This is a genomic window from Cytobacillus sp. FSL R5-0569 (assembly GCF_038007265.1).
GTDB classification, from domain to species: Bacteria; Bacillota; Bacilli; order Bacillales; family Cytobacillaceae; genus Cytobacillus; species Cytobacillus kochii.
Genome location: NZ_JBBOWW010000001.1, coordinates 845116 through 864244, shown reverse-complemented (window position 1 = coordinate 864244; position 19129 = coordinate 845116). Strand labels below are relative to the sequence as shown.

19 protein-coding genes are annotated in these 19129 nt (G+C 38.4%); 3 read left to right on the top strand and 16 right to left on the bottom strand.

Features of this window, described 5'->3' with window-relative positions; genetic code table 11:
* Window positions 1–55 precede the first annotated feature (55 nt).
* A complete protein-coding gene (locus MKX78_RS04540) occupies window positions 56–1327 on the bottom strand; it encodes a cytosine deaminase (protein ID WP_307319077.1) in 1272 nt (423 codons plus the stop codon).
* Window positions 1296–2573 (bottom strand): cytosine permease, encoded by a 1278-nt coding sequence (gene codB / locus MKX78_RS04535; protein WP_341050000.1) that lies wholly within the window; start codon window positions 2571–2573, stop codon window positions 1296–1298. The genes MKX78_RS04540 and codB overlap by 32 nt, the downstream gene beginning before the upstream one ends.
* Before the next feature lie 722 nt (window positions 2574–3295).
* On the opposite strand from codB, the gene sstT reads away from it, so the two are divergent.
* On the top strand, window positions 3296–4516 hold the full coding sequence (sstT, locus tag MKX78_RS04530; protein WP_095370447.1) for a serine/threonine transporter SstT: 1221 nt from the start codon (window positions 3296–3298) through the stop codon (window positions 4514–4516).
* Between the two features lie 322 nt (window positions 4517–4838).
* On the opposite strand, the gene MKX78_RS04525 is transcribed toward sstT, so the two are convergent.
* Window positions 4839–5789, bottom strand: coding sequence for an NAD(P)H-dependent flavin oxidoreductase (locus MKX78_RS04525; RefSeq protein WP_095370448.1), 951 nt, complete (start codon window positions 5787–5789; stop codon window positions 4839–4841).
* Window positions 5790–5871: 82 nt separating this feature from the next.
* Between MKX78_RS04525 and MKX78_RS04520 the strand changes: the two genes are divergently transcribed.
* Entirely contained in the window at window positions 5872–6402 is a 531-nt protein-coding gene (locus MKX78_RS04520) for a gamma carbonic anhydrase family protein (protein ID WP_307314825.1), read from the top strand.
* An 8-nt stretch (window positions 6403–6410) separates the two neighbouring features.
* Here the strand turns inward: MKX78_RS04520 and paaX are convergent, their stop codons facing one another.
* From paaX to MKX78_RS04455, 13 genes are all read right to left on the bottom strand, one after another.
* On the bottom strand, window positions 6411–7295 hold the full coding sequence (gene paaX, locus MKX78_RS04515) for a phenylacetic acid degradation operon negative regulatory protein PaaX (RefSeq protein ID WP_095370450.1): 885 nt from the start codon (window positions 7293–7295) through the stop codon (window positions 6411–6413).
* A 71-nt stretch (window positions 7296–7366) separates the two neighbouring features.
* Window positions 7367–8143 carry an enoyl-CoA hydratase-related protein gene (locus tag MKX78_RS04510; RefSeq protein ID WP_095370451.1) on the bottom strand — a complete coding sequence of 259 codons (777 nt, stop codon included), beginning with the start codon at window positions 8141–8143 and terminating at the stop codon, window positions 7367–7369.
* Between the two features lie 295 nt (window positions 8144–8438).
* Window positions 8439–9644 carry a thiolase family protein gene (locus MKX78_RS04505; RefSeq protein WP_307314830.1) on the bottom strand — a complete coding sequence of 402 codons (1206 nt, stop codon included), beginning with the start codon at window positions 9642–9644 and terminating at the stop codon, window positions 8439–8441.
* 1 nt (window position 9645) lies between these two features.
* Complete coding sequence (locus MKX78_RS04500; RefSeq protein ID WP_095370453.1) at window positions 9646–10515, bottom strand: 3-hydroxyacyl-CoA dehydrogenase; 870 nt, start codon at window positions 10513–10515, stop codon at window positions 9646–9648.
* Window positions 10516–10596: 81 nt separating this feature from the next.
* Window positions 10597–12114, bottom strand: coding sequence for an aldehyde dehydrogenase family protein (locus MKX78_RS04495; protein ID WP_095370454.1), 1518 nt, complete (start codon window positions 12112–12114; stop codon window positions 10597–10599).
* A gap of 17 nt (window positions 12115–12131) precedes the next feature.
* A complete protein-coding gene (locus tag MKX78_RS04490) occupies window positions 12132–12905 on the bottom strand; it encodes an enoyl-CoA hydratase-related protein (RefSeq protein ID WP_095370455.1) in 774 nt (257 codons plus the stop codon).
* Window positions 12906–12919: 14 nt separating this feature from the next.
* Entirely contained in the window at window positions 12920–13696 is a 777-nt protein-coding gene (locus MKX78_RS04485; RefSeq protein ID WP_095370456.1) for an enoyl-CoA hydratase/isomerase family protein, read from the bottom strand.
* On the bottom strand, window positions 13693–13998 hold the full coding sequence (locus tag MKX78_RS04480) for an EthD family reductase (RefSeq protein WP_095370457.1): 306 nt from the start codon (window positions 13996–13998) through the stop codon (window positions 13693–13695). The genes MKX78_RS04485 and MKX78_RS04480 overlap by 4 nt, the downstream gene beginning before the upstream one ends.
* A 15-nt stretch (window positions 13999–14013) precedes the next feature.
* Complete coding sequence (gene paaD, locus MKX78_RS04475) at window positions 14014–14514, bottom strand: 1,2-phenylacetyl-CoA epoxidase subunit PaaD (protein ID WP_224934585.1); 501 nt, start codon at window positions 14512–14514, stop codon at window positions 14014–14016.
* 31 nt (window positions 14515–14545) lie between these two features.
* Window positions 14546–15355, bottom strand: coding sequence for a 1,2-phenylacetyl-CoA epoxidase subunit PaaC (gene paaC / locus MKX78_RS04470; protein WP_289432915.1), 810 nt, complete (start codon window positions 15353–15355; stop codon window positions 14546–14548).
* Between the two features lies 1 nt (window position 15356).
* Complete coding sequence (paaB, locus tag MKX78_RS04465; protein ID WP_095370460.1) at window positions 15357–15695, bottom strand: 1,2-phenylacetyl-CoA epoxidase subunit PaaB; 339 nt, start codon at window positions 15693–15695, stop codon at window positions 15357–15359.
* 13 nt (window positions 15696–15708) lie between these two features.
* Window positions 15709–16659 carry a 1,2-phenylacetyl-CoA epoxidase subunit PaaA gene (paaA, locus tag MKX78_RS04460; protein WP_322910082.1) on the bottom strand — a complete coding sequence of 317 codons (951 nt, stop codon included), beginning with the start codon at window positions 16657–16659 and terminating at the stop codon, window positions 15709–15711.
* A 120-nt stretch (window positions 16660–16779) separates the two neighbouring features.
* Window positions 16780–18105: a phenylacetate--CoA ligase family protein gene (locus MKX78_RS04455; protein WP_341049995.1), complete on the bottom strand. Its 1326-nt coding sequence runs from the start codon at window positions 18103–18105 to the stop codon at window positions 16780–16782.
* A gap of 492 nt (window positions 18106–18597) precedes the next feature.
* On the opposite strand from MKX78_RS04455, the gene MKX78_RS04450 reads away from it, so the two are divergent.
* A complete protein-coding gene (locus MKX78_RS04450; RefSeq protein ID WP_095370463.1) occupies window positions 18598–18843 on the top strand; it encodes a ferredoxin in 246 nt (81 codons plus the stop codon).
* Window positions 18844–19129: the final 286 nt, after the last annotated feature.

Below are 19129 nucleotides of genomic sequence, written 5' to 3'. Positions count from 1 at the left end.
CAAAAATTCTTATAGAAAAAACCACAGATTTTCTCTGTGGTCATTATCTTGAAATTCATTTTTTAAAATTAACTTGCTCAACATGATCTCCAAATGTAATATTGGTTACTTGTGGCTTCGTTTCAGCTATCACTTTACCTCCGCGAATAGAATAAAGGATTGTCGCTTGTTTCCTAACGGCCTCATATTCATTTTCTGCTTCAAGGATAATAAAATTCGCCGGTTTACCTTTCTCAATACCATATTCATCCTCGATTTGTAATGTCTTTGCACTATTTTTCGTAATCAAATCGATTGAATTGACAATTTGTTCATAACCTAGCAACTGTGAAGCGTGAATACCCATATGAAGTACTTGTAACATATTTCCTGTTCCTAGAGGATACCAAGGGTCAAAAATATCATCATGACCAAAGCAAATATTAAGTCCAGCTTCTTGGATTTCTTTTACCCTAGTCAATCCCCTTCTTTTTGGATACGTATCAAATCTTCCTTGCAAATGAATGTTGACTAATGGGTTTGAAACAAAATTAATGTTAGACATCTTCAGTAAGCGGAATAGCTTATATGTGTAAGCATCATTATAAGAACCCATCGCTGTCGTATGACTTGCTGTTGTTCGTGTTCCTAAACCCCGCTCATACGCCTCTTTAGCAACAACCTCAACAAAACGTGACTGTTCATCATCTATTTCATCACAATGAATATCAATTAAACGATTGTATTTTTCGGCAAGGTCAAAAGCAATCTTCATCGACTCTACGCCATATTCTCTTGTAAATTCAAAGTGTGGAATACCACCAACGACATCGACACCCATTTTCAACGCTTCTTCCATCAGCTCTGCCCCACTTGGATACGATAAAATCCCTTCTTGCGGGAAAGCAACAAGCTGGATATTAACATAGTCTTTCATTTCTTCCTTTACTTCCAATAAAGCTTTAACAGCTGTTAAGGTTGTATCTGTGGTATCGACATGTGTGCGAACATGCTGAATCCCTTGGGCAATTTGCCATTTTAGCGCTTGCGTCGCCCTTGTTTTAACATCTTCTGGAGTTAAAAATGCTTTCCGCTCTGACCATCTTTGGATTCCCTCAAATAAAGTACCACTTCTATTCCATTCTGGCTCACCTGCTGTTAAAGTTGTATCCAGATGAATATGAGGTTCAATAAATGGAGGTAAAGTGAGCGCCCCATCAACATCAATTACTTGTTCACCATCTGGAACTTCAATTGTTTTTTGTGTAATCTCGTGAAAAACACCATCTTTAATAATTAATTGCCATAGCCCTTCTTTACCCCGTAATTTCGCGTTCTGTATGATCATTAGTTGTCATCTCCTTAGATTTTGATATTTTTGCTACAATGAAGGTTAAAACGATATAAATGATTGCTGTGCCAAACAGTGCATTAAGAGGTGTGATGCCCGGCATAATTTGAGCAAAAGTAACCCCTAGTGCCCATGCTCCCATGGCCACCCAATTAATGACTTTAAATTTCGCTTGCTCAAATCCTTCATAGTTTCTACGTTTAATGAAGAAGTAATCGGCTATGATAATCGCACCGATAGATGGTACGGCAGCACTTAGGATATTTAAGAAACCAACGAAGTTATTGTACATCCACATAGAAAAGATGGTACCAACCAAACCATTTACGACAACAAATACTTTCTTGGAAATCTTCGTAATATTGGCAAAACCAAGCCCCGATGCATATAAGGCGTTATCATTCGTTGTCCAGATGTTAAGTCCTAATACAAGTACAGCTGGAATCATCAATCCCTGTAAAAACATGACTTCAGATATATCAGCTAAACCATATGCCATCGCACCGACTGCACCAAATAAAAACATAAGTGAATTTCCTAAGAAAAAGGCGATGACCGTCGCTGTTACGGCTTGCTTAGAAGTCCTAGCAAACCTTGCAAAGTCAGGTGTCAATGTTCCGCCGCTTATAAATGACCCTATGCAGATGGACAATGCTGCAGCAACTGTCATCGTTTGCGCAGGTGTATAATCCATTAAGCCTTCTAAGCCACCAAAAGCTGAAATTCCTTCTATAACTGAATAACCACCCAAGAGTGTGATTGCTGGTACTGCAATAAACCCTAAAATAACCAATGACTTCATCCCGTAGAGAGAAGTGATTGTCATCGCAATACCGAAACCAAAGATAAGTGCATACACATTCCAATCTAGCGCTGTTGCTACAGGAACAGCAAACATAGCCACACCAACACCAAACCAACCGACTTGCGTAAATCCTAGTAAAAAGGAAGGTAAATACGACCCTTTCTCTCCAAAAGCATATTTAGCTAAAAGATGTGTGGACAATCCTGTCTTGGCAGCAATATGTGCAAGAGCACCTGTATATATGCCTAATAGTAAATTCCCTAAGAGGACGATGATAATAAACTCACTAAAGCTGAGTCCTATACCAAGCTCTCCTCCTGCTAACATGCTTGCTGAGAAAAACGTGAACCCTAACATAACAAATAATGTCTTCCAGAAATTATTTCTCTGCGATTTTGGCACCGCTTGCCACGAAAACTCTTGATCGATTTTACTCATTTGTAAATCCCTCCATCAGTTTTCTGATACCAAAAAGCAGAAAAAAAAGAGACTAATCATCAGTTAGATCTGACAATTAGCCCCTAATTTCATTATCTGTATATGATTATATATAGTATTTCTCTCTAGAAAATACTATATCACTACAGAAATAATGATATCCGCTGCCCTTGCCAGCCTCTCTGGACTGAATTAAAGGTACCAGTATTTAATTGAGTTTATTATTGCAGATAATCAAGCTGCAGTCAATAGTATTTAATATATGAAATATTTTACAATAACATTCCATTCAATGGTATTTACCTGTGAAATATCTATATAATCAAAATGAAAAATAATAAAGCAGGAACTTACGTTTTTATAAACCTAGGTAAATTCAAATACCTTCGTCGCTGCTTTATAAATATATTAAATATGTAATAAAAAGGAAGGAAGACAATTAATCATTATGTAAAACGATCACAAAAAATCTCAAACTAGCGAACGGGAAGTAACATATCTTGCGAATGCCATCATTTACTATTTTTATTTTATATCTATTAAAGAAAGAGCAGCACATAGACTCTTTGAAGGAAAATCATCTATCAAAAATGAATATTTCGAAATAATTTCTTATTCCGTTAATGAACAATTCGTGATACACTTATTGAAAGATATTGTCCACGTGGACGCGACAACTGTACATTATATTAATATATTAAATTTGAATTTGGAGGAGCATCATGAAAAACTTCATACGTAAATGGAGCGAAATTAGTTTAGTAAAGCGTATTCTAGCTGGTCTGATTATTGGTATTATATTAGCTTTAGTTGTTCCACAAGCTAGTTGGATTTCTATATTTGGTTCTCTATTTGTCGGTGCTTTAAAAGCTGTTGCACCAATTTTAGTCTTATTTCTAGTTATAAACGCCATTGCTAGTCATAAAACAGGTCAACAAACGAATATGAAAATGATTATCTTTCTATATGCAATAGGAACATTTTCAGCTGGTGTCATCGCCGTAATTGCTAGCTTCATTTTCCCTGTAAGCCTTACACTCCAAACGGGAGCAGATGATGTAACACCACCTGGCGGGATTGTAGAAGTATTACAAACATTATTATTTAATATAGTAGATAATCCAGTTAACGCATTGATGAATGCGAATTATATTGGTATTTTAGCTTGGGCAATTGTATTAGGTATTGTTTTAAAATCAATTGCTGCAGATACAACCAAAACGGCATTAGCAAACATCTCAGACGCGATTACTACTATTGTTAAATGGGTAATTGAGTTAGCACCAATCGGTATTTTAGGTCTTGTTTTTGATGCGATTGCTTCTAATGGCCTTTCCGCATTAACAGAATATGGACAGCTTTTAATCTTGTTGCTTGGCTGTATGTTCTTTATTGCACTTGTAGTTAACCCATTGATCGTTTTCATTTTCACAAGAGAAAACCCTTATCCAATGGTTTTACAAACATTAAGAGAAAGTGCGATTACTGCATTCTTCACTAGAAGCTCTGCTGCTAATATCCCTGTAAACTTAAATCTTTGTAAAAAGATGGATTTAGATGAAGATACTTATTCTATCTCTATCCCACTAGGTGCTACAATTAATATGGCAGGAGCTGCTGTGACTATCTCCGTATTAACACTAGCCGCTGCCCATACTCTAGGTATTGAAGTAGATCTTTGGACAGCCATTATTTTAAGTGTCCTATCTGCTGTATCTGCTGCCGGTGCATCAGGTGTCGCTGGGGGCTCTCTATTATTAATTCCTCTAGCAGCTAGCTTGTTCGGGATTTCTAATGATGTAGCCATGCAAGTCGTTGCAGTTGGATTCATTATTGGAGTTCTACAAGACTCTTGTGAAACCGCATTGAACTCATCTTCTGATGTATTGTTTACTGCGACTGCAGAAAAGGCAAAAAAACGCAAACAAAATCACGTGGCATAAAGCATAGAGGTTGGGACATAAGTATATAGCTAATGATTTATCCGAATGATTAACATCTAATCATTCGGTTTTTTTCTGTGATTTGAATCCTTATATGAATAAGAATAGTGAAATGAAGCGGAAGACACTCGACTCCTGCGGGAAATAGAGGGAAAGCTGAGACCCCGCAGGCAATGCCGAGGAGGCTCAGCCCCTCCCCGCGGAAAGCGAGTGTCTGTAGTGCAATGGAACGGACTTTTTTGCAAATGATTTTTTATAAACTATATTTTGTTATTGTTCGTTTTTGAAATTAGTTCATCTAGTAATGTCGTGACTCTTTTACTTATTTAAATAACTGCTGATGAATTTTACTTACCTGCGCTTCTAAATCCTTCATCATTTGTTCAATTAAGGCTTTCACAGTCGGGATTCTGTCAATAAGCCCAACAACCTGCCCACCATTTATGAAGCCGTTTTCAAAATCACCCTCAATAGCGCCTAATACATGCTGTGTTTCCGATGTTTTTGCTAAATATTGTTCAACTGAATCATTTTCCTGTTCTGCTAGTACTGTTTGAGTATACGGCACAGTGATGACTCTTCTTACTTTCCCATGTGGTCTGCCTAATATCATTGTTGAAAGGTCATCACCCTGAATGATTTTTTTCTTATAGTTTTCATGAAAAGGTGCTTCTTCTGTGGCAATAAACCTCGTTCCCATTTGGCAACCACTTGCTCCTAACATCATAGCTGCTGCTAATCCACTCCCATCACCAATACCACCAGCTGCAACAACCGGAACATTTACAGCCTTGACGATTTGTGGAATTAACGTAAAAGTCGTAAGTTCTAAGCTTGAGTTAATTCCCGCTGCCTCAAAACCTTCCGCTACTAATATATCCGCTCCTGCTCGTTCCGCCTTCATAGCATGCTTCACTGAAGCGACTACGACAATGACTTTTATCCCCACCTCATGTAGCTTAGCTATGTATGGTGCTGGATTCCCTGCTGAAAGAGAAACAATCGGCACTTGCTCTTTTATAACCAATTTCATCATCCCTATTACGTCTTCTGTAACAGTCAGGGGAATATTGACGGCAAACGGTTTTGTTGTCATTTCTTTCACTGCTTTAATCTTTTCGGCTACTTCTTCAACGGATGATGTCCCACAACCGATCGTCCCTAAGCCCCCTGCTTCAGATATAGCCGCTGTTAATTGTGCAGAGCTGATATTGCCCATCCCTCCTTGAATAATGGGATATTGAATATTTAAAAGAGTTGTTAAGTATTTCATTTTTTCACCACCTGTAATAATTATGTTATAATAAATTTTAATGTATGACAATTCTAAAAAATATAAAAGTGAGGAAAAAATAATGATCATACCTTACCGAGACAAGAAACCTTCTGTAGATCAAACCGTATTTCAAGCACCAGGATCTTATATTATTGGCGATGTAATCATTGGGAAACAATCCTCTGTTTGGTTTAATGCTGTCATTAGAGGAGATGAAGATAGAATAATCATTGGAGAACGGTGTAGTATTCAAGATAATGCAACCATTCATCTATATGAAGGTTCACCAACAATTATTGAAGATGAAGTAACAGTAGGCCATAATGCTATTCTTCATGGTTGCCATATTGGTAAGCGCTCAATTGTAGGTATGGGATCAACCATTTTAGATGGGGCACACATTGGAGAAGAATGTATTATTGGTGCCAATACGCTTATACCAGCCAATAAAAAAATTCCACCACGCTCCCTTGTGATCGGCTCACCCGGAAAAGTTGTACGTGCAATCGATGATAAGGATCTGGCGTTAATACAACTTTCTATTGATAGTTATGTGCAAAAAGGCGCAGAATTTCAAGGGCAACAAGTAAAAAACGATGGCCAGAAATAGCCATCGTTTTATTCTTCACTCATTAAAGGATGCTTCGACACATCATAATCGGCATCTTTTCGTTTGATATCATTATCCTTCCGAAAAATCTCTTCGAAGAATTCATTTGCAGGTTCTGCAAGTAATTTATAATATTGCGTAAATAAAAGTGCTGCATGGTTCCCATTCCACTCTACAGGAAGGAGCTCCTTCGGTAGACCTGGATCGATAAACAGAAATTTACGGTATTCATGAACAAGTAATGTCCTTTCGACAAAACACTCTGCTTTCGTCATTTTCCCATCTTGAATCATACTTTGATGAATAATATATTGCTTACTATATGTAGAAATAAACTCTTCATACTTTGCTTGAATTTCATCTACAGGCCAACTTCTCTCCACTAATGACAGGCTATCTTGAGGCCCCTTATATTCCGAAACAAAGAAGTCAACATAAGACTCTATCTCATACTTCTTAACAAGTTGCTTGACTTCTTTTTCTAGGTTATTTGGTGAGATCCAAAAACCATTTTGAAAACTACCGAATCCACTCCAAACAAGCTCTTTTCTGAACTCATCACGAACCTGCCGTTTTTCCTCTGGAATCGAATACATAAGAAAACACCATTTACCTTTCCAACTATGCGGGTTCAGTTTAAATATCCTACCCGCAGCTTCCTCCATCCGATCTTCTCCACGCGGGGTCAAATAGTAATAGCTTTTATTCCCTTTCTTTTCAGACTGAACCCAGCCTTGCTTGTACATTCGGGACATGGCTACTCTTGTTGACTGCTCATTATGGCCAAATTCTTTCAGTAGGTGAATGAGCGTACCTATCCAAATCTTATTGCCATAATGACGCAAGTAATCTCCATATATCGTAAAGATTAAAGATTGCGTATTATTGCCCATTTCTATCACACTCTTTTTCCATTCGTACTTTATCTTTTATCTTATCTAAAAAAGACAAAGAAACGCAATAGTTATTTCCCTTGAAACACCGGTTGTCTTTTTTCACTAAATGCTTGCAGTGCCTCGACACGATCATTTGTCGGTAACGTTAGTTCATATGCCTTCGATTCAATCGCCATCCCAGTTTGAATATCCGTGTTCATCCCTTGTGAGATTGCATATTTTGCCTGGATGAGCGCAACAGGCCCGCTTTTCAACATTTGTTGTGCGAAGTTGATGCAAGTCGATTGTAAAGCCTCTTTCTCTACTACTCTTGTCAAAATTCCTAATCCATATGCTTCATTGGCAGATATTTTCGCGGCTGTGAAGATTAACTCCTTCGCTTTCATTTCTCCAACCACTCTCGGTAAGCGCTGTGTACCACCAGCACCTGGAATGATTGCCCAGCTCGTTTCAGTTAAACCTAATTTAGCATCTTCTACTGCGAGAGCAAAATCACAAGCAAGAATCAGTTCGAACCCTCCACCAAAGGCATATCCGTTTATTGCAGCAATCGTTGGCATCGGTAGATTTGCAATATCATTGAACACATCACGAATTAAGCGGACATTTCTTCTTGTTTGTTGTTCATTCAATGTTTTTCTTTCTTTTAAATCTGCTCCAGCACTAAAGGCTTTATCTCCTGCCCCTGTGAAAATAACCACACGTACATCTGGATTTATTTGCATATCCGCTACCGTTTCTTGAAGCTGTTTCAGTGTAGCATAATCAAAACAATTAAGGACGTCTGGACGATTAATCGTAACCGTTGCAATATGATTCTCTAGCTTGAATAATACGTTTGTCATTGAGTTTTCCTCCTTTAAAGGATACTATTTGATAGATTTAATCGCTGGATGTTTAGCCTAGTGACACCATAATTTATGGATTGTTAATATCAGGATTTTGCCATTGCTATAATGCCCTCTTTTGTGAGGCTCTCATTTACCAAGAACGAAAATTTTACACTTTCGACGTAGCGTGGATCACTTTCCTCTGATAATGGTTCTTGCCTTTTCACTTAATAACACAAGATTTACTCCCTATTAAATGCTGCAATGTCCCCTTATACATGAAGGGGACATTGCCAAACAATATCATTCTTTATTCCTCTACATTTTTCACAATAGCAGCAATACCTTGTCCCACTCCAATACACATCGTTGCTAGTCCATATGTTTCTTTTCTACGTTTCATTTCATATATCAATGTCGTAAGAATTCTCGCACCACTTGCCCCTAATGGGTGACCGAAGGCAATCGCCCCTCCGTTGACGTTGACTTTGTCTGTATCTAATTCAAGTTGTTTCACGCATTCTATTGATTGTGATGCAAAAGCTTCGTTTAGTTCAACCAAGCCAATATCAGCTGTAGATAAATTGGCACGGTCTAGCGCCTTTCTTGATGCATAGATTGGGCCGAGTCCCATGACTGCTGGTTCTAGTCCGGCTGTTGCACCAGCAACATAGGATACTAATGGTTTTAGTCCTAACTCTTTTGCTTTATCCGCACTCATAATTAACAATGCACTTGCACCATCATTGACACCAGAAGCATTGCCTGCAGTAATTGTTCCGCCTTCAAAAATGGGACGTAGTTTAGCTAACTTTTCTAATGAGGTATCGGGACGTGGGTGCTCGTCCGTATCCACTACTACTTCATTTCCTTTACGATCGTGATAGACAACAGGGACCATTTCCTCTTTAAAAATATTAGCGTCCATAGCGGTTTTTGCACGTTGTTGGCTTTCGTAAGCAAATCTATCTTGATCTTCACGAGAAATATTGTAACGTTTGGCTACATTTTCAGCTGTTTGTGGCATCGAGTCTGTACCATACATTTCATGAAGCTTTTTATTCGTAAAACGCCAACCAATCGTTGTATCGAACATTTCCATATTACCTCTTGGGTAGTCTTTACTCGGTTTAGCCATCACAAATGGTGCACGCGTCATACTCTCTGTACCACCAGCAATATAAACGTCACCTTCACCAATGGCAATCGCACGTGCTGCATATAAAACAGCATCTAATCCGGACCCACAGAGGCGGTTCAATGTTGTACCTGCAACATCAATAGGTAAACCTGCTAAAAGGGCTGACATACGCCCAACGTTCCGATTGTCTTCTCCCGCTTGATTGGCATTGCCTAGGACAACCTCTTCTATTTGCTCAGCAGGTAACCCAGGGTTCCGATCGACCAATGCTTTAATGACTGTTGCACCTAAATCATCGGGACGGACATCCTTTAATGCGCCTTTATAGCGACCAATTGGTGTTCTTACTGCATCAACGATAACAACTTCTCTCATTTTACAGGGCCTCCTCGGGTTTTTTCGTGTAATCATAGACGCCTTTGCCAGATTTTCTTCCCAATCTGCCAGCTTTGACGTATTGTTCTAGTAATGGAGCAGGACGGTATTTTTCACCTAATTTTTCATGTAAATACCTTAAGTTGTTTAATCTTGCATCCAAACCTACCAAATCGACTAATTCGAATGGCCCCATCGGATAATTCAGACCTAACTTAATCGCTTTATCAATATCTTCTGGCGTCCCTAATCCTTCTTGAAGCATGTAAAATGCTTCATTTCCGACGAGCGCACTCATTCGACTCGTTACAAACCCTGGAAACTCATTTACAACAACTGTTTCCTTACCCATTTTGCCAGCAACACCTTCAATAAAAGCAACTGTGTCATCATTCGTTTCTAATCCGCGAATGATTTCAATTAGCGGCATTTTATGTACCGGGTTGAAGAAGTGCATGGCGATTGTTTTTTCTGGACGGTTCGTATAAGAGCCAATTTCCGTCGGGCTCATTGTTGATGTATTGGAGGCAAAACGACAATGTCCAGGTGCAAATTGATCTATCGTTTCAAAAATGTCCCTTTTAATGCTCGCAATTTCTGGAACAGCCTCAATAACAAGATCCGCATCAGCCACTACTTGTTTCAAGTCTGTTGCATAGCTTAGATTCGCTTGAGCCGCGGCTGATTGTTCACCCGTAATTTTCCCACGAGAAACACCTTTTGCAAAAATACTTTCAATCTCTTTTTTTGCACTGTTCAACGCTTCTTCCTTTATATCATTCAAGACAACTTCGTATCCACCGACTGCACTCACATAAGCAATCCCTCTGCCCATCACACCTGATCCGACAACAACAATTTTACTCATCATGCTCTCCTCCTCTATTTCCCATTAATAAATGAAGGCGGATGCCAAGCGTCAATAGTCTTGGCATCCGCATATGTGTATTCCTTAAATGCCGAATGGGTTCAGCGGTTTGTTCCCAAAATAAGAAATAATACTTTTTGTTTCTGTATAAAGATCTAATGTTTCAATACATAGTTCACGACCGAAACCTGACTGTTTGTAACCACCAAAAGGTGTACCAGGGAAAGCAGAGAATGGGCAGTTCACCATAACAATTCCTGCTTCAATTTTGTTTGCTACTCTAGTTGCTTTTGCTCCGTCTTTTGTCCAAACAGCTGAGCCTAAACCATACACAGTATCATTCGCCAGTTTAACTGCTTCTTTTTCATCTTTGAATTTCATGATGACAACAACTGGCCCAAAGATTTCTTCTTTAACCACTTTCATCTCATGATTCACATTAGCAATCACTGTAGGCTCATACCAAAAGCCATTTTCAAATCCTTCTACTTGCGCACCTTTCCCACCCGCAAGAATTTCAGCGCCTTCTTCTTTGGCAGATTGCACATAACCATCAATGACATCCCATTGGTTCTGATCAATAATAGCACCAACATGTGTCCCTTTATCAAATGGATTACCTAATGTTAATGACTTTGTTTTTTCAACAAATTTCTCTACAAATTCATCGTAAATATCCTCATGTACATAGAGACGAGAACGAGCTTCACAAGATTGACCTGTGTTATAGTAAATTCCGTAGATTGATCCTACAACTGCTGCATCAATATCCGCATCATCGAAAACGATATTTGGTGATTTTCCACCTAGCTCTAATGTCACGCGTTTTAATGTATCTGAAGCTTTCGCCATAATATCTTTACCAATTGGTGTTGATCCTGTGAAAGCCACTTTATCCACTCTATCGTGCTCTACTAAGTAATTCCCTACATCTTTACCTGATCCAGGAACGATATTTACTACTCCTGCTGGGACACCTGCTTCGATGCAGATTTCTCCTAAAATAATCGCTGTAAGTGGTGTTAAGCTAGCTGGTTTCACAACGATTGAACATCCAACTGCAATCGCAGGAGCAACCTTCCAAGCAGCCATCATTAGAGGATAGTTCCAGGGGATGATTTGTGCACAAACCCCTACAGGTTCCTTTTCAGTATAGTTGTGAAATTGTCCTGCCATTGGATTGACTGTTCCGCGGTGGCCAACAATCGCGCCTGCATAAAATTCAAAATCCTCAATCGCTTGCATCACTTGTCCTTGTGCTGTGCTTAATGTTTTACCCGTATCAAGCATCTCTAATTCAACAAGTTCATTAAATCGACTACGCATAATAGCAGCGATTTTATTCATAATACGCGATCTTTTATTAACGGGAAACTTCTTCCACTTTCCGTTGTCAAATGCTTCTCTTGCTGCTAAAACTGCTTTTTCTGCATCTTCTTTTGACGCTTTTGCCACCTCTGCCAATAATTCACCAGTAGCAGGGTTATAAGTTTTGATTGTTGCTCCGCCTGTGCTTTCTACTTTTTCGCCATTAATTATCAGGTGATAGTAATCTCTCTTCATTGATACTGCTTCTTTAGCTGTTTCTTGAACTGTTGCCATGTCTACCACTCCTAATTTTATTGTCCGATATATTCAGGTTGTCTTTTCTCTATAAATGCTTGAACGCCTTCTTTTGCATCCTTTGTTAAACCAGCAATTCGTTGCCCTTCTGCTTCTTTTTCTAAATAAGCATCTAGCGGGAGATTCTCTGCCAGTGTTAAGTATCTTTTAATTAAGCCAATGGCTTTTGTAGGCATTTTCGCTAATTTAATTGCAAATTCCTCTACTTCTTTTTGCCAAGTATCTTGTGGAATGACGCGATTAATCACACCCAGCTCCAAGGCTTTCTGTGCAGGGATTTTTTCCCCTAGAACAGAAATCTCTAGCGCTTTTGCTCGGCCAACTAAATGGCTAAGAAAATGTAAATTACCAGAGTCCGGAATTAGACCAATATTAACAAAAGCATTGATAAAACTAGCTTTTTCTGAAGCAAGACGGAAATCACACGCTAAAGCTAAACTAAATCCAGCACCTGCAGCTACGCCATTCACCGCCGCAATAATAGGTTTTTCGCAAGCCATTATTGCTTTTACCATCGGTGTGTAATGATTTCTTAGTAAATCACCGTGATTCGTATCATCATTTACCTCAGCTAAATCTTGCCCGGAACAAAACGCTCTACCTTCACCAGTAATAACGATGCAGCGTACTTTTTCATCTTTACCCGCTAGCTTTACTGCTTGTGTAATTTCGCGATTCATTTCTGCAATAAAAGCGTTCAATTTATCGGGACGATTCAGCTTGATCCAACTGATTCCTTCATGACATTCATAATTAATTGTATTGAACATTGCCAACCTTCTTTCTATTTTCCGTGGAATTTGGGCTTTCTTTTCTCAATAAAAGCATTCATTCCTTCTTTTTGATCTTCTGAAGAGAAGAGTAGATAGAAGTTTTTTCGCTCATATTGCATGCCTTCATATAAAGAATAATCAACCGCTTTATTAACGGAATCTTTAATGAGGCGGATGGCTAGTGGCGGCTTTTCTGCAATCATTTTCGCAAACTTTAATGTTTCTTCTTCTAATAGTTCGCCAGATACAATTCTATTTACAAAGCCATGAGATTGCGCCTCTTCTACTTGAATACGTTTCGCACTCCATATCCACTCTAATGCGAGCGTGCGACCTACAAGTTTGGTTAAACGCTGTGTACCTCCAGCACCTGGCATCACACCTAGATTAACTTCAGGAAAGGAGAATTCCGTACCTTCAGCTGCAATCAATACATCACAACTTAAGGCCAGTTCAAATCCCCCTCCGAAAACAAAGCCTTGTACAGCGCCGATAATCGGTTTTTTTATCACTGAAAGACGATCCCAATCTTGAAATTGGTTTAGCAGCTCTAGATGAATGGGATCATCATTCGACATTTCGTCAATATCTGCGCCTGCTGAAAAAGCTCTTCCTTTGCCTTTGAGTAAGATGACTCTCACGGTATCGTCCTGATCATAACGCTCCATTACCTGAACAATTTCTTTCATCATTTGACGATTAAGAGCATTCAATTGCTTCGGACGGTTTAGCTCAATGATGCCAATATAATCCTCCACTTTTGTTTCTATAAACGCGTATTCACTCATTCGTCTTCTTCACCGATAGCAAAGCTAACCAGTTTACCTGCAAACCCCATTACATCTTTCGCTGATGCTTTACCTTCAGGTGACTTCATACCATTTTTCAATGCTTCATGATTTTCATAGTACATTTCACACATTAAATAAAATTTGGGCTCATCACCGGTTGGTGTACCGACCATTTTTGTTACTTTCATTTTTTGTAATCCAGGAATTTTTTCAGTAATTGGCACGTGTACATTGTAATAATGCTCATCGAATGCTGCCTTATCTTCAGGTTGCTTGTAAAATGCGATTAATTTGACCATTGTTTATATTCCCCTTTACATTAAGTTTGATATTGGTTTCATTGCTTCAAATGGATTTTTACATGATTTACAATATAAAATACTTCTGCAGGCTGTCGGTCCAAATATATTATCAAGCGTGACATAGGTTGATCCGCAATAGGGGCAATCCACATGCCAAGAACCGTCTTCTGTAAAATGCTTTGGAGGTGGAGCAATACCAAACGCCTTTAGTCCTTTTTGTCCTTTTTCTGTAATGCGATCTGAAGTCCATGGAGGTGCAGTTTTAAATAATACTTCTACTGCTTCTACCCCCGCTACACTTTGGATTTGTTCGACCACATTCTTCTTGATGATTTCAAGCGCTGGACACCCTAAAAAGGTTGGAAGCATCGTAATCGATACATGCGAATCATGTATTTCTACACCCTCGATCATCCCTAGGTCTACCACACTCACTGTGCTAATTTCAGGGTCCTGAACTAATTCGAGCGCTTCCATAATGTCCTTTTCAGCTACTAAAGTCGGTTGATACATCTCTATTCCTCCTCACATGTTCTAAAAAGTCTTACCAAGGAACAGTAGGATTGAGGCGATAAACCTCTGATAACGTACTTAACGCACGGTCAAGTTCCTCAGTGTGTTCCCCTAAACGTCCATTTCGATCTGGTTGCTGTATGATAGGCGATTCGATATGAAGCGCTTTCACTACTTCTTCAAGTGCTGCTTCCCATCTTTGTTTTAATACCGTTGCATCTTCAATTAAAGCAAATTCTTTAAAGCTTTGAGATGCATTACCATAAGAGAAAACATCACCAAAGTCAGCCATTACTCCTTCAATTGCTTTGTTCATACGCTCTTTAGCCTCGTCAGATGAAGACAATAATTGCGTAAACCATGTTCTCCAGTGTATATGATGGTAAAACAATTCCATGCTAACTTTTGTGGCTACTTCAGCCAGTGGCTGATAGGTGGTTTTTTTCAATGAATCTATTTTTACTTTTTTCGCTAGCGTATAGAAATAATTGCGAACAACTGCATATGCCCAATCATATCTTGGTGTTTCCATATAGTAGCCTGCACCATTTTCGCGTTCTACTAATATACTATTCTTTCTTTCCTTCGCCGATCGTCCATGTGCTAGATCATCTATCTTTCCATACCCCAGCTCTTCTAGTAAACCGAAATACATTTTCGCATGACCCATCGTATCTTGACTGATGGAAGATGAAGCAACATCTTCTTCAATATGAGGCGCCAGCCCTAGCCATTCTGAACCGCGGTAAGATAGGAGAAAGTCATCATCAGCAAGCTGAAATAAAAGCTCAGCAAGTGCTTCTTTATGCGCTGGTGTCATTTCCACTGCATTTGTGCTCATCTTACTTCTCCCCCCATGATAGAATCTCTTTTTCATCTAACATTTGTTGCTCGTAATGGCGCCATTTTTTCTTTAAGTAGCCATACCCTTTTGTTGTTCTGTATTCCTTATTATCTAACCGGTTCAACATCTGCTTTTCTTCATAATTTAAACCACGAATTTCTTTACGATTAACCACCCAAATATCTGCTACAGGTTCACGGCGCAAAAAGTTCTCCTGTGCCATAACCATAGCCATTTCAGCATTAGGGGCAAGCAAGCTAAATTGATGTTGAAAGGCTGCTTTTGATGTCTTTTTACTAAATACTTCGAATTCTTGAAAAAATTCATTACTACCCATCTGACTTCCTCCTTTAGCTAATCTGACCTAATGCTTCTCGCACCCAAGCATTATTTTCGTAAGATACGCGGCGAAGATTTAAGCGTTCCTGAGATTTAGGACCATTATTTCTCATGATTTCTTTTAATTTCGACCAATCAGGTTGTTGATAGGTCCATTCTTGCTTCTCTTCATCAAAACGGATGGTTGGATCAGGAATCTCTAAGCCAAGAGATAGAATTCTAGGTACATATTTTGTGAGGAACGCTTGACGCAATTCTTCATTTGTTTTTGGTCTGATTTTGTATTTGATGGTAATATCTTGTTTTGACTTGCCTACTTGGGAACTTGGGGGTCCGAAGAATAACAGAAGTGACTCCCACCATCTTGTCACAGCATCTTGCACCATTTCTCTTTGTTCCTCTGTTCCCTCTGCTAATGCCATGATAATCGATTCACCGTGTTGAGCGTGGAAGACTTCTTCCGCACAAATACGATGCAATGCTCTCGAATAGGGTGCATACGAACTGTTAAGCATATTGGTCTGTGTGATGATAGCCGCACCATCTACTAACCAACCAATTAAACCTGCATCTCCCCAACTCGGTGCCGGCATATGAAATACATTGTGAAATTTCAATTTTCCTGTAAAAAGATCCTGCATAATGTCATCTCGTGTTTTGCCAGTAGGCTTAAGTAAGTCTTCAGCGACACGCAATAGTAATTGGCCATGCCCCATTTCATCTTGTACCTTTGCCATGATGCCGAGTTTTCTTTGTATAGACGGGGCTTTAGGTACCCATTCTTTCTCTGGAAGCGCTCCCATAATCTCACTGATTCCATGCATAGAAATCAATTTAATTAATGCATTGCGATAATCTTCAGGCATCCAATCATCAGCTTCGATTTGTTCACCGCGATTAATCCGTTCCATAAACTGTTCATACTTTTGTTCTTCTGTTTCCGCTACAACTGAACTACTCATCTACCTTCCCTCTCTTCTTTGAGTTATTTTTTATTTTATATAACGTTTATATAACGATATTATATATTATAGTTATGTTATAAAGCAAATTTATTTTTCTGATTATTCATTTTAATCTTTTCACAAGATGACTTCGACTTGTCGCTTATCAACGATTCTAACAGCTTTCCCTTCTGATCTCGGGATACTCCTTGGTGGATGTACTTTAACTTTCATCGAAACTAGACAGTTATTTTTCATGGAATGCTGTACTTTTTTCATTAAACCTAAAGTATATCCCTCTAAATCGACACCGTTCGATTTTTGATACATAACTTCATCCATTTCTACATGAAGTTCTACACTATCCAGTACACCATCATTGAGTAAATGTACTTGATAGATAGGTGCCAATTCTTCTATTTGTAATAAATAATGCTCGATTTCAGAAGGAAATACATTTACACCGCGAATAATCATCATGTCATCGATTCGCCCTTTAATTCGGGACATTTTTTTCGTTGTTCTACCACAAGAACAAGTACCAGATTTTACTGAAGCTAAGTCTCCTGTACGATAACGAATAATTGGAAACGCTTCCTTCGTTAAACTAGTAAAAACAAGTTCGCCGATTTCTCCTTCAGCTACTGGTTCTAACGTATCAGGATCGATTACTTCTACCAAGAAATGATCGTCAGCAATATGCAGACCTTGTTGTTCTTCATGACATTCCATCGCTACACCTGGTCCCATCACTTCACTTAATCCGTAAATATCACTTGCCTTTATACCGAACAACTCTTGAAGTTTTTTACGCATACCTTCTGTCCAAGGTTCTGCACCAAAAATGCCATATTTTAAGGAACTCTTAGCTGGATCTTTGCCTTGCGCTTTCATTTCTTCTGCAATTTTCAAAATATAAGAAGGGGTACCTGCAATCACTGTCGGTTTGAAATCCTCAATAATCATTATTTGGCGATCGGTATTGCCACCAGATACCGGAACTGTCGCCATTCCTAACCTTTCTGCACCAAAATGAATCCCTAATCCCCCAGTAAATAGCCCATAGCCATAGGCATTTTGGAAAATGCCATCCGGTTCACCACCAGCTAAGGCAATCGCACGAGCAGCTAAATCAGCCCAGTTATCAACGTCATTTTGAGTATAACCAACTACCGTTGGTTTCCCACTTGTACCAGATGAAGCATGTACGCGAAGGACATCCTTCATCTCTACCGCAAACAAGCCATAAGGGTAGTTATCTCTTAAATCGGATTTTTTTGTGAAAGGAAGTTTACTTAAATCATCAAGCGTTTGGATATCATTCGGAGTAATATTTAATTCTTGAAACTTATTTTGATAGAAAGGGACATGTTCAAATACTCGATTCATAGTTTTCTTTAATCCTTCTAACTGTAGCACTTCCATTTCAGACTTACTAAAGGTTTCAGCTTTGTGTAGAATCATCTTTTTATCTCCTTATTGGTTATTGTGGCTTTTTCTTTTTGATAGCTACTCATATAAGTAAATTATTTTAATCGTTGAAACACCCCAATGAACAGTGTTGTTATGTGGAGATTGTGTAAGTATTTTTGTAAAAAAGCTTTTGAGCACCAGCCTTCTATAGAAAAAGCCCGTTTTTAAAACGCTTTCATTTAAAAAACATATATAAATATAACCTTTTACAAGTTTACAACCGTAAAAAAGTTATATTTATTTTCACTTAAATTATCACATAATTTTTTAAATGTAAATAAAAATCAGATATTTTAAAATAGAGTTAATATAATTATAATAAGTCAAAAACATTGGTAATTAAGGTTATAACCGTAAATTATTTATTTCTAAAATATTTGACAAATCATAATTATCCAATTATCATTCCGTATATAACATTATTAAGTTAACCGTATTTTTTTAGTTATAATTAGTATCTAAACTTTTATTGGAGGTTATATCATGGCCAAATATACGATTGTAGACAAAGAAACTTGTATTGCTTGTGGCGCTTGCGGTGCTTCCGCTCCAGATGTGTATGATTATGATGACGAAGGAATCTCTTTTGTCATTCTCGATGATAACCAAGGAAATGAACCAATACCAGAAGATCTCCTCTTTGACGTTGAAGACGCCATCGATGGATGTCCAACAGATTCGATCAAATTGAGTGATACACCATTTAACGGTGTGCCCGTTGAATCATAAAGAATTAATTGCTCGGGTACCTTGCGTACTCGGGTTTTATTCTTGTAAAATAGTTCGCTCACTTCGTAATATATAAACCTTGCTAATATTTTTTGTGGTCTTATTTAAATGGCGAATTATTTCTTGGTAGATTCAAGATACTGTCTGTTTTTCGTCGCTTATACTTTCGAATAATTTTTTTAAGGGGCAACGATCTTTACCATTGTAATGATTAATAATCCATATAATTGTAAATATAGTAAAATAAGTAATAATAAATTAATATCATTATATAATTTTTCTATAG

Bases quoted from the DNA above. Each gene is read 5' to 3' on its own strand.
- paaD (WP_224934585.1), bottom strand. From the start codon at position 14,514: ATGTATCAACCGACTTTAGTAGCTGAAAAGGACATTATGGAAGCGCTC.
- MKX78_RS04540 (WP_307319077.1), bottom strand. From the start codon at position 1,327: ATGATCATACAGAACGCGAAATTACGGGGTAAAGAAGGGCTATGGCAA.
- MKX78_RS04525 (WP_095370448.1), bottom strand. From the start codon at position 5,789: ATGAAATACTTAACAACTCTTTTAAATATTCAATATCCCATTATTCAA.
- MKX78_RS04520 (WP_307314825.1), top strand. From the start codon at position 5,872: ATGATCATACCTTACCGAGACAAGAAACCTTCTGTAGATCAAACCGTA.
- MKX78_RS04505 (WP_307314830.1), bottom strand. From the start codon at position 9,644: ATGAGAGAAGTTGTTATCGTTGATGCAGTAAGAACACCAATTGGTCGC.
- MKX78_RS04495 (WP_095370454.1), bottom strand. From the start codon at position 12,114: ATGGCAACAGTTCAAGAAACAGCTAAAGAAGCAGTATCAATGAAGAGA.
- paaB (WP_095370460.1), bottom strand. From the start codon at position 15,695: ATGGGTAGTAATGAATTTTTTCAAGAATTCGAAGTATTTAGTAAAAAG.
- MKX78_RS04500 (WP_095370453.1), bottom strand. From the start codon at position 10,515: ATGATGAGTAAAATTGTTGTTGTCGGATCAGGTGTGATGGGCAGAGGG.
- MKX78_RS04510 (WP_095370451.1), bottom strand. From the start codon at position 8,143: ATGACAAACGTATTATTCAAGCTAGAGAATCATATTGCAACGGTTACG.
- paaA (WP_322910082.1), bottom strand. From the start codon at position 16,659: ATGAGTAGTTCAGTTGTAGCGGAAACAGAAGAACAAAAGTATGAACAG.
- MKX78_RS04490 (WP_095370455.1), bottom strand. From the start codon at position 12,905: ATGTTCAATACAATTAATTATGAATGTCATGAAGGAATCAGTTGGATC.
- paaX (WP_095370450.1), bottom strand. From the start codon at position 7,295: ATGGGCAATAATACGCAATCTTTAATCTTTACGATATATGGAGATTAC.
- MKX78_RS04455 (WP_341049995.1), bottom strand. From the start codon at position 18,105: ATGATTCTACACAAAGCTGAAACCTTTAGTAAGTCTGAAATGGAAGTG.
- MKX78_RS04485 (WP_095370456.1), bottom strand. From the start codon at position 13,696: ATGAGTGAATACGCGTTTATAGAAACAAAAGTGGAGGATTATATTGGC.
- codB (WP_341050000.1), bottom strand. From the start codon at position 2,573: ATGAGTAAAATCGATCAAGAGTTTTCGTGGCAAGCGGTGCCAAAATCG.
- MKX78_RS04450 (WP_095370463.1), top strand. From the start codon at position 18,598: ATGGCCAAATATACGATTGTAGACAAAGAAACTTGTATTGCTTGTGGC.
- paaC (WP_289432915.1), bottom strand. From the start codon at position 15,355: ATGAGCACAAATGCAGTGGAAATGACACCAGCGCATAAAGAAGCACTT.
- sstT (WP_095370447.1), top strand. From the start codon at position 3,296: ATGAAAAACTTCATACGTAAATGGAGCGAAATTAGTTTAGTAAAGCGT.
- MKX78_RS04480 (WP_095370457.1), bottom strand. From the start codon at position 13,998: ATGGTCAAATTAATCGCATTTTACAAGCAACCTGAAGATAAGGCAGCA.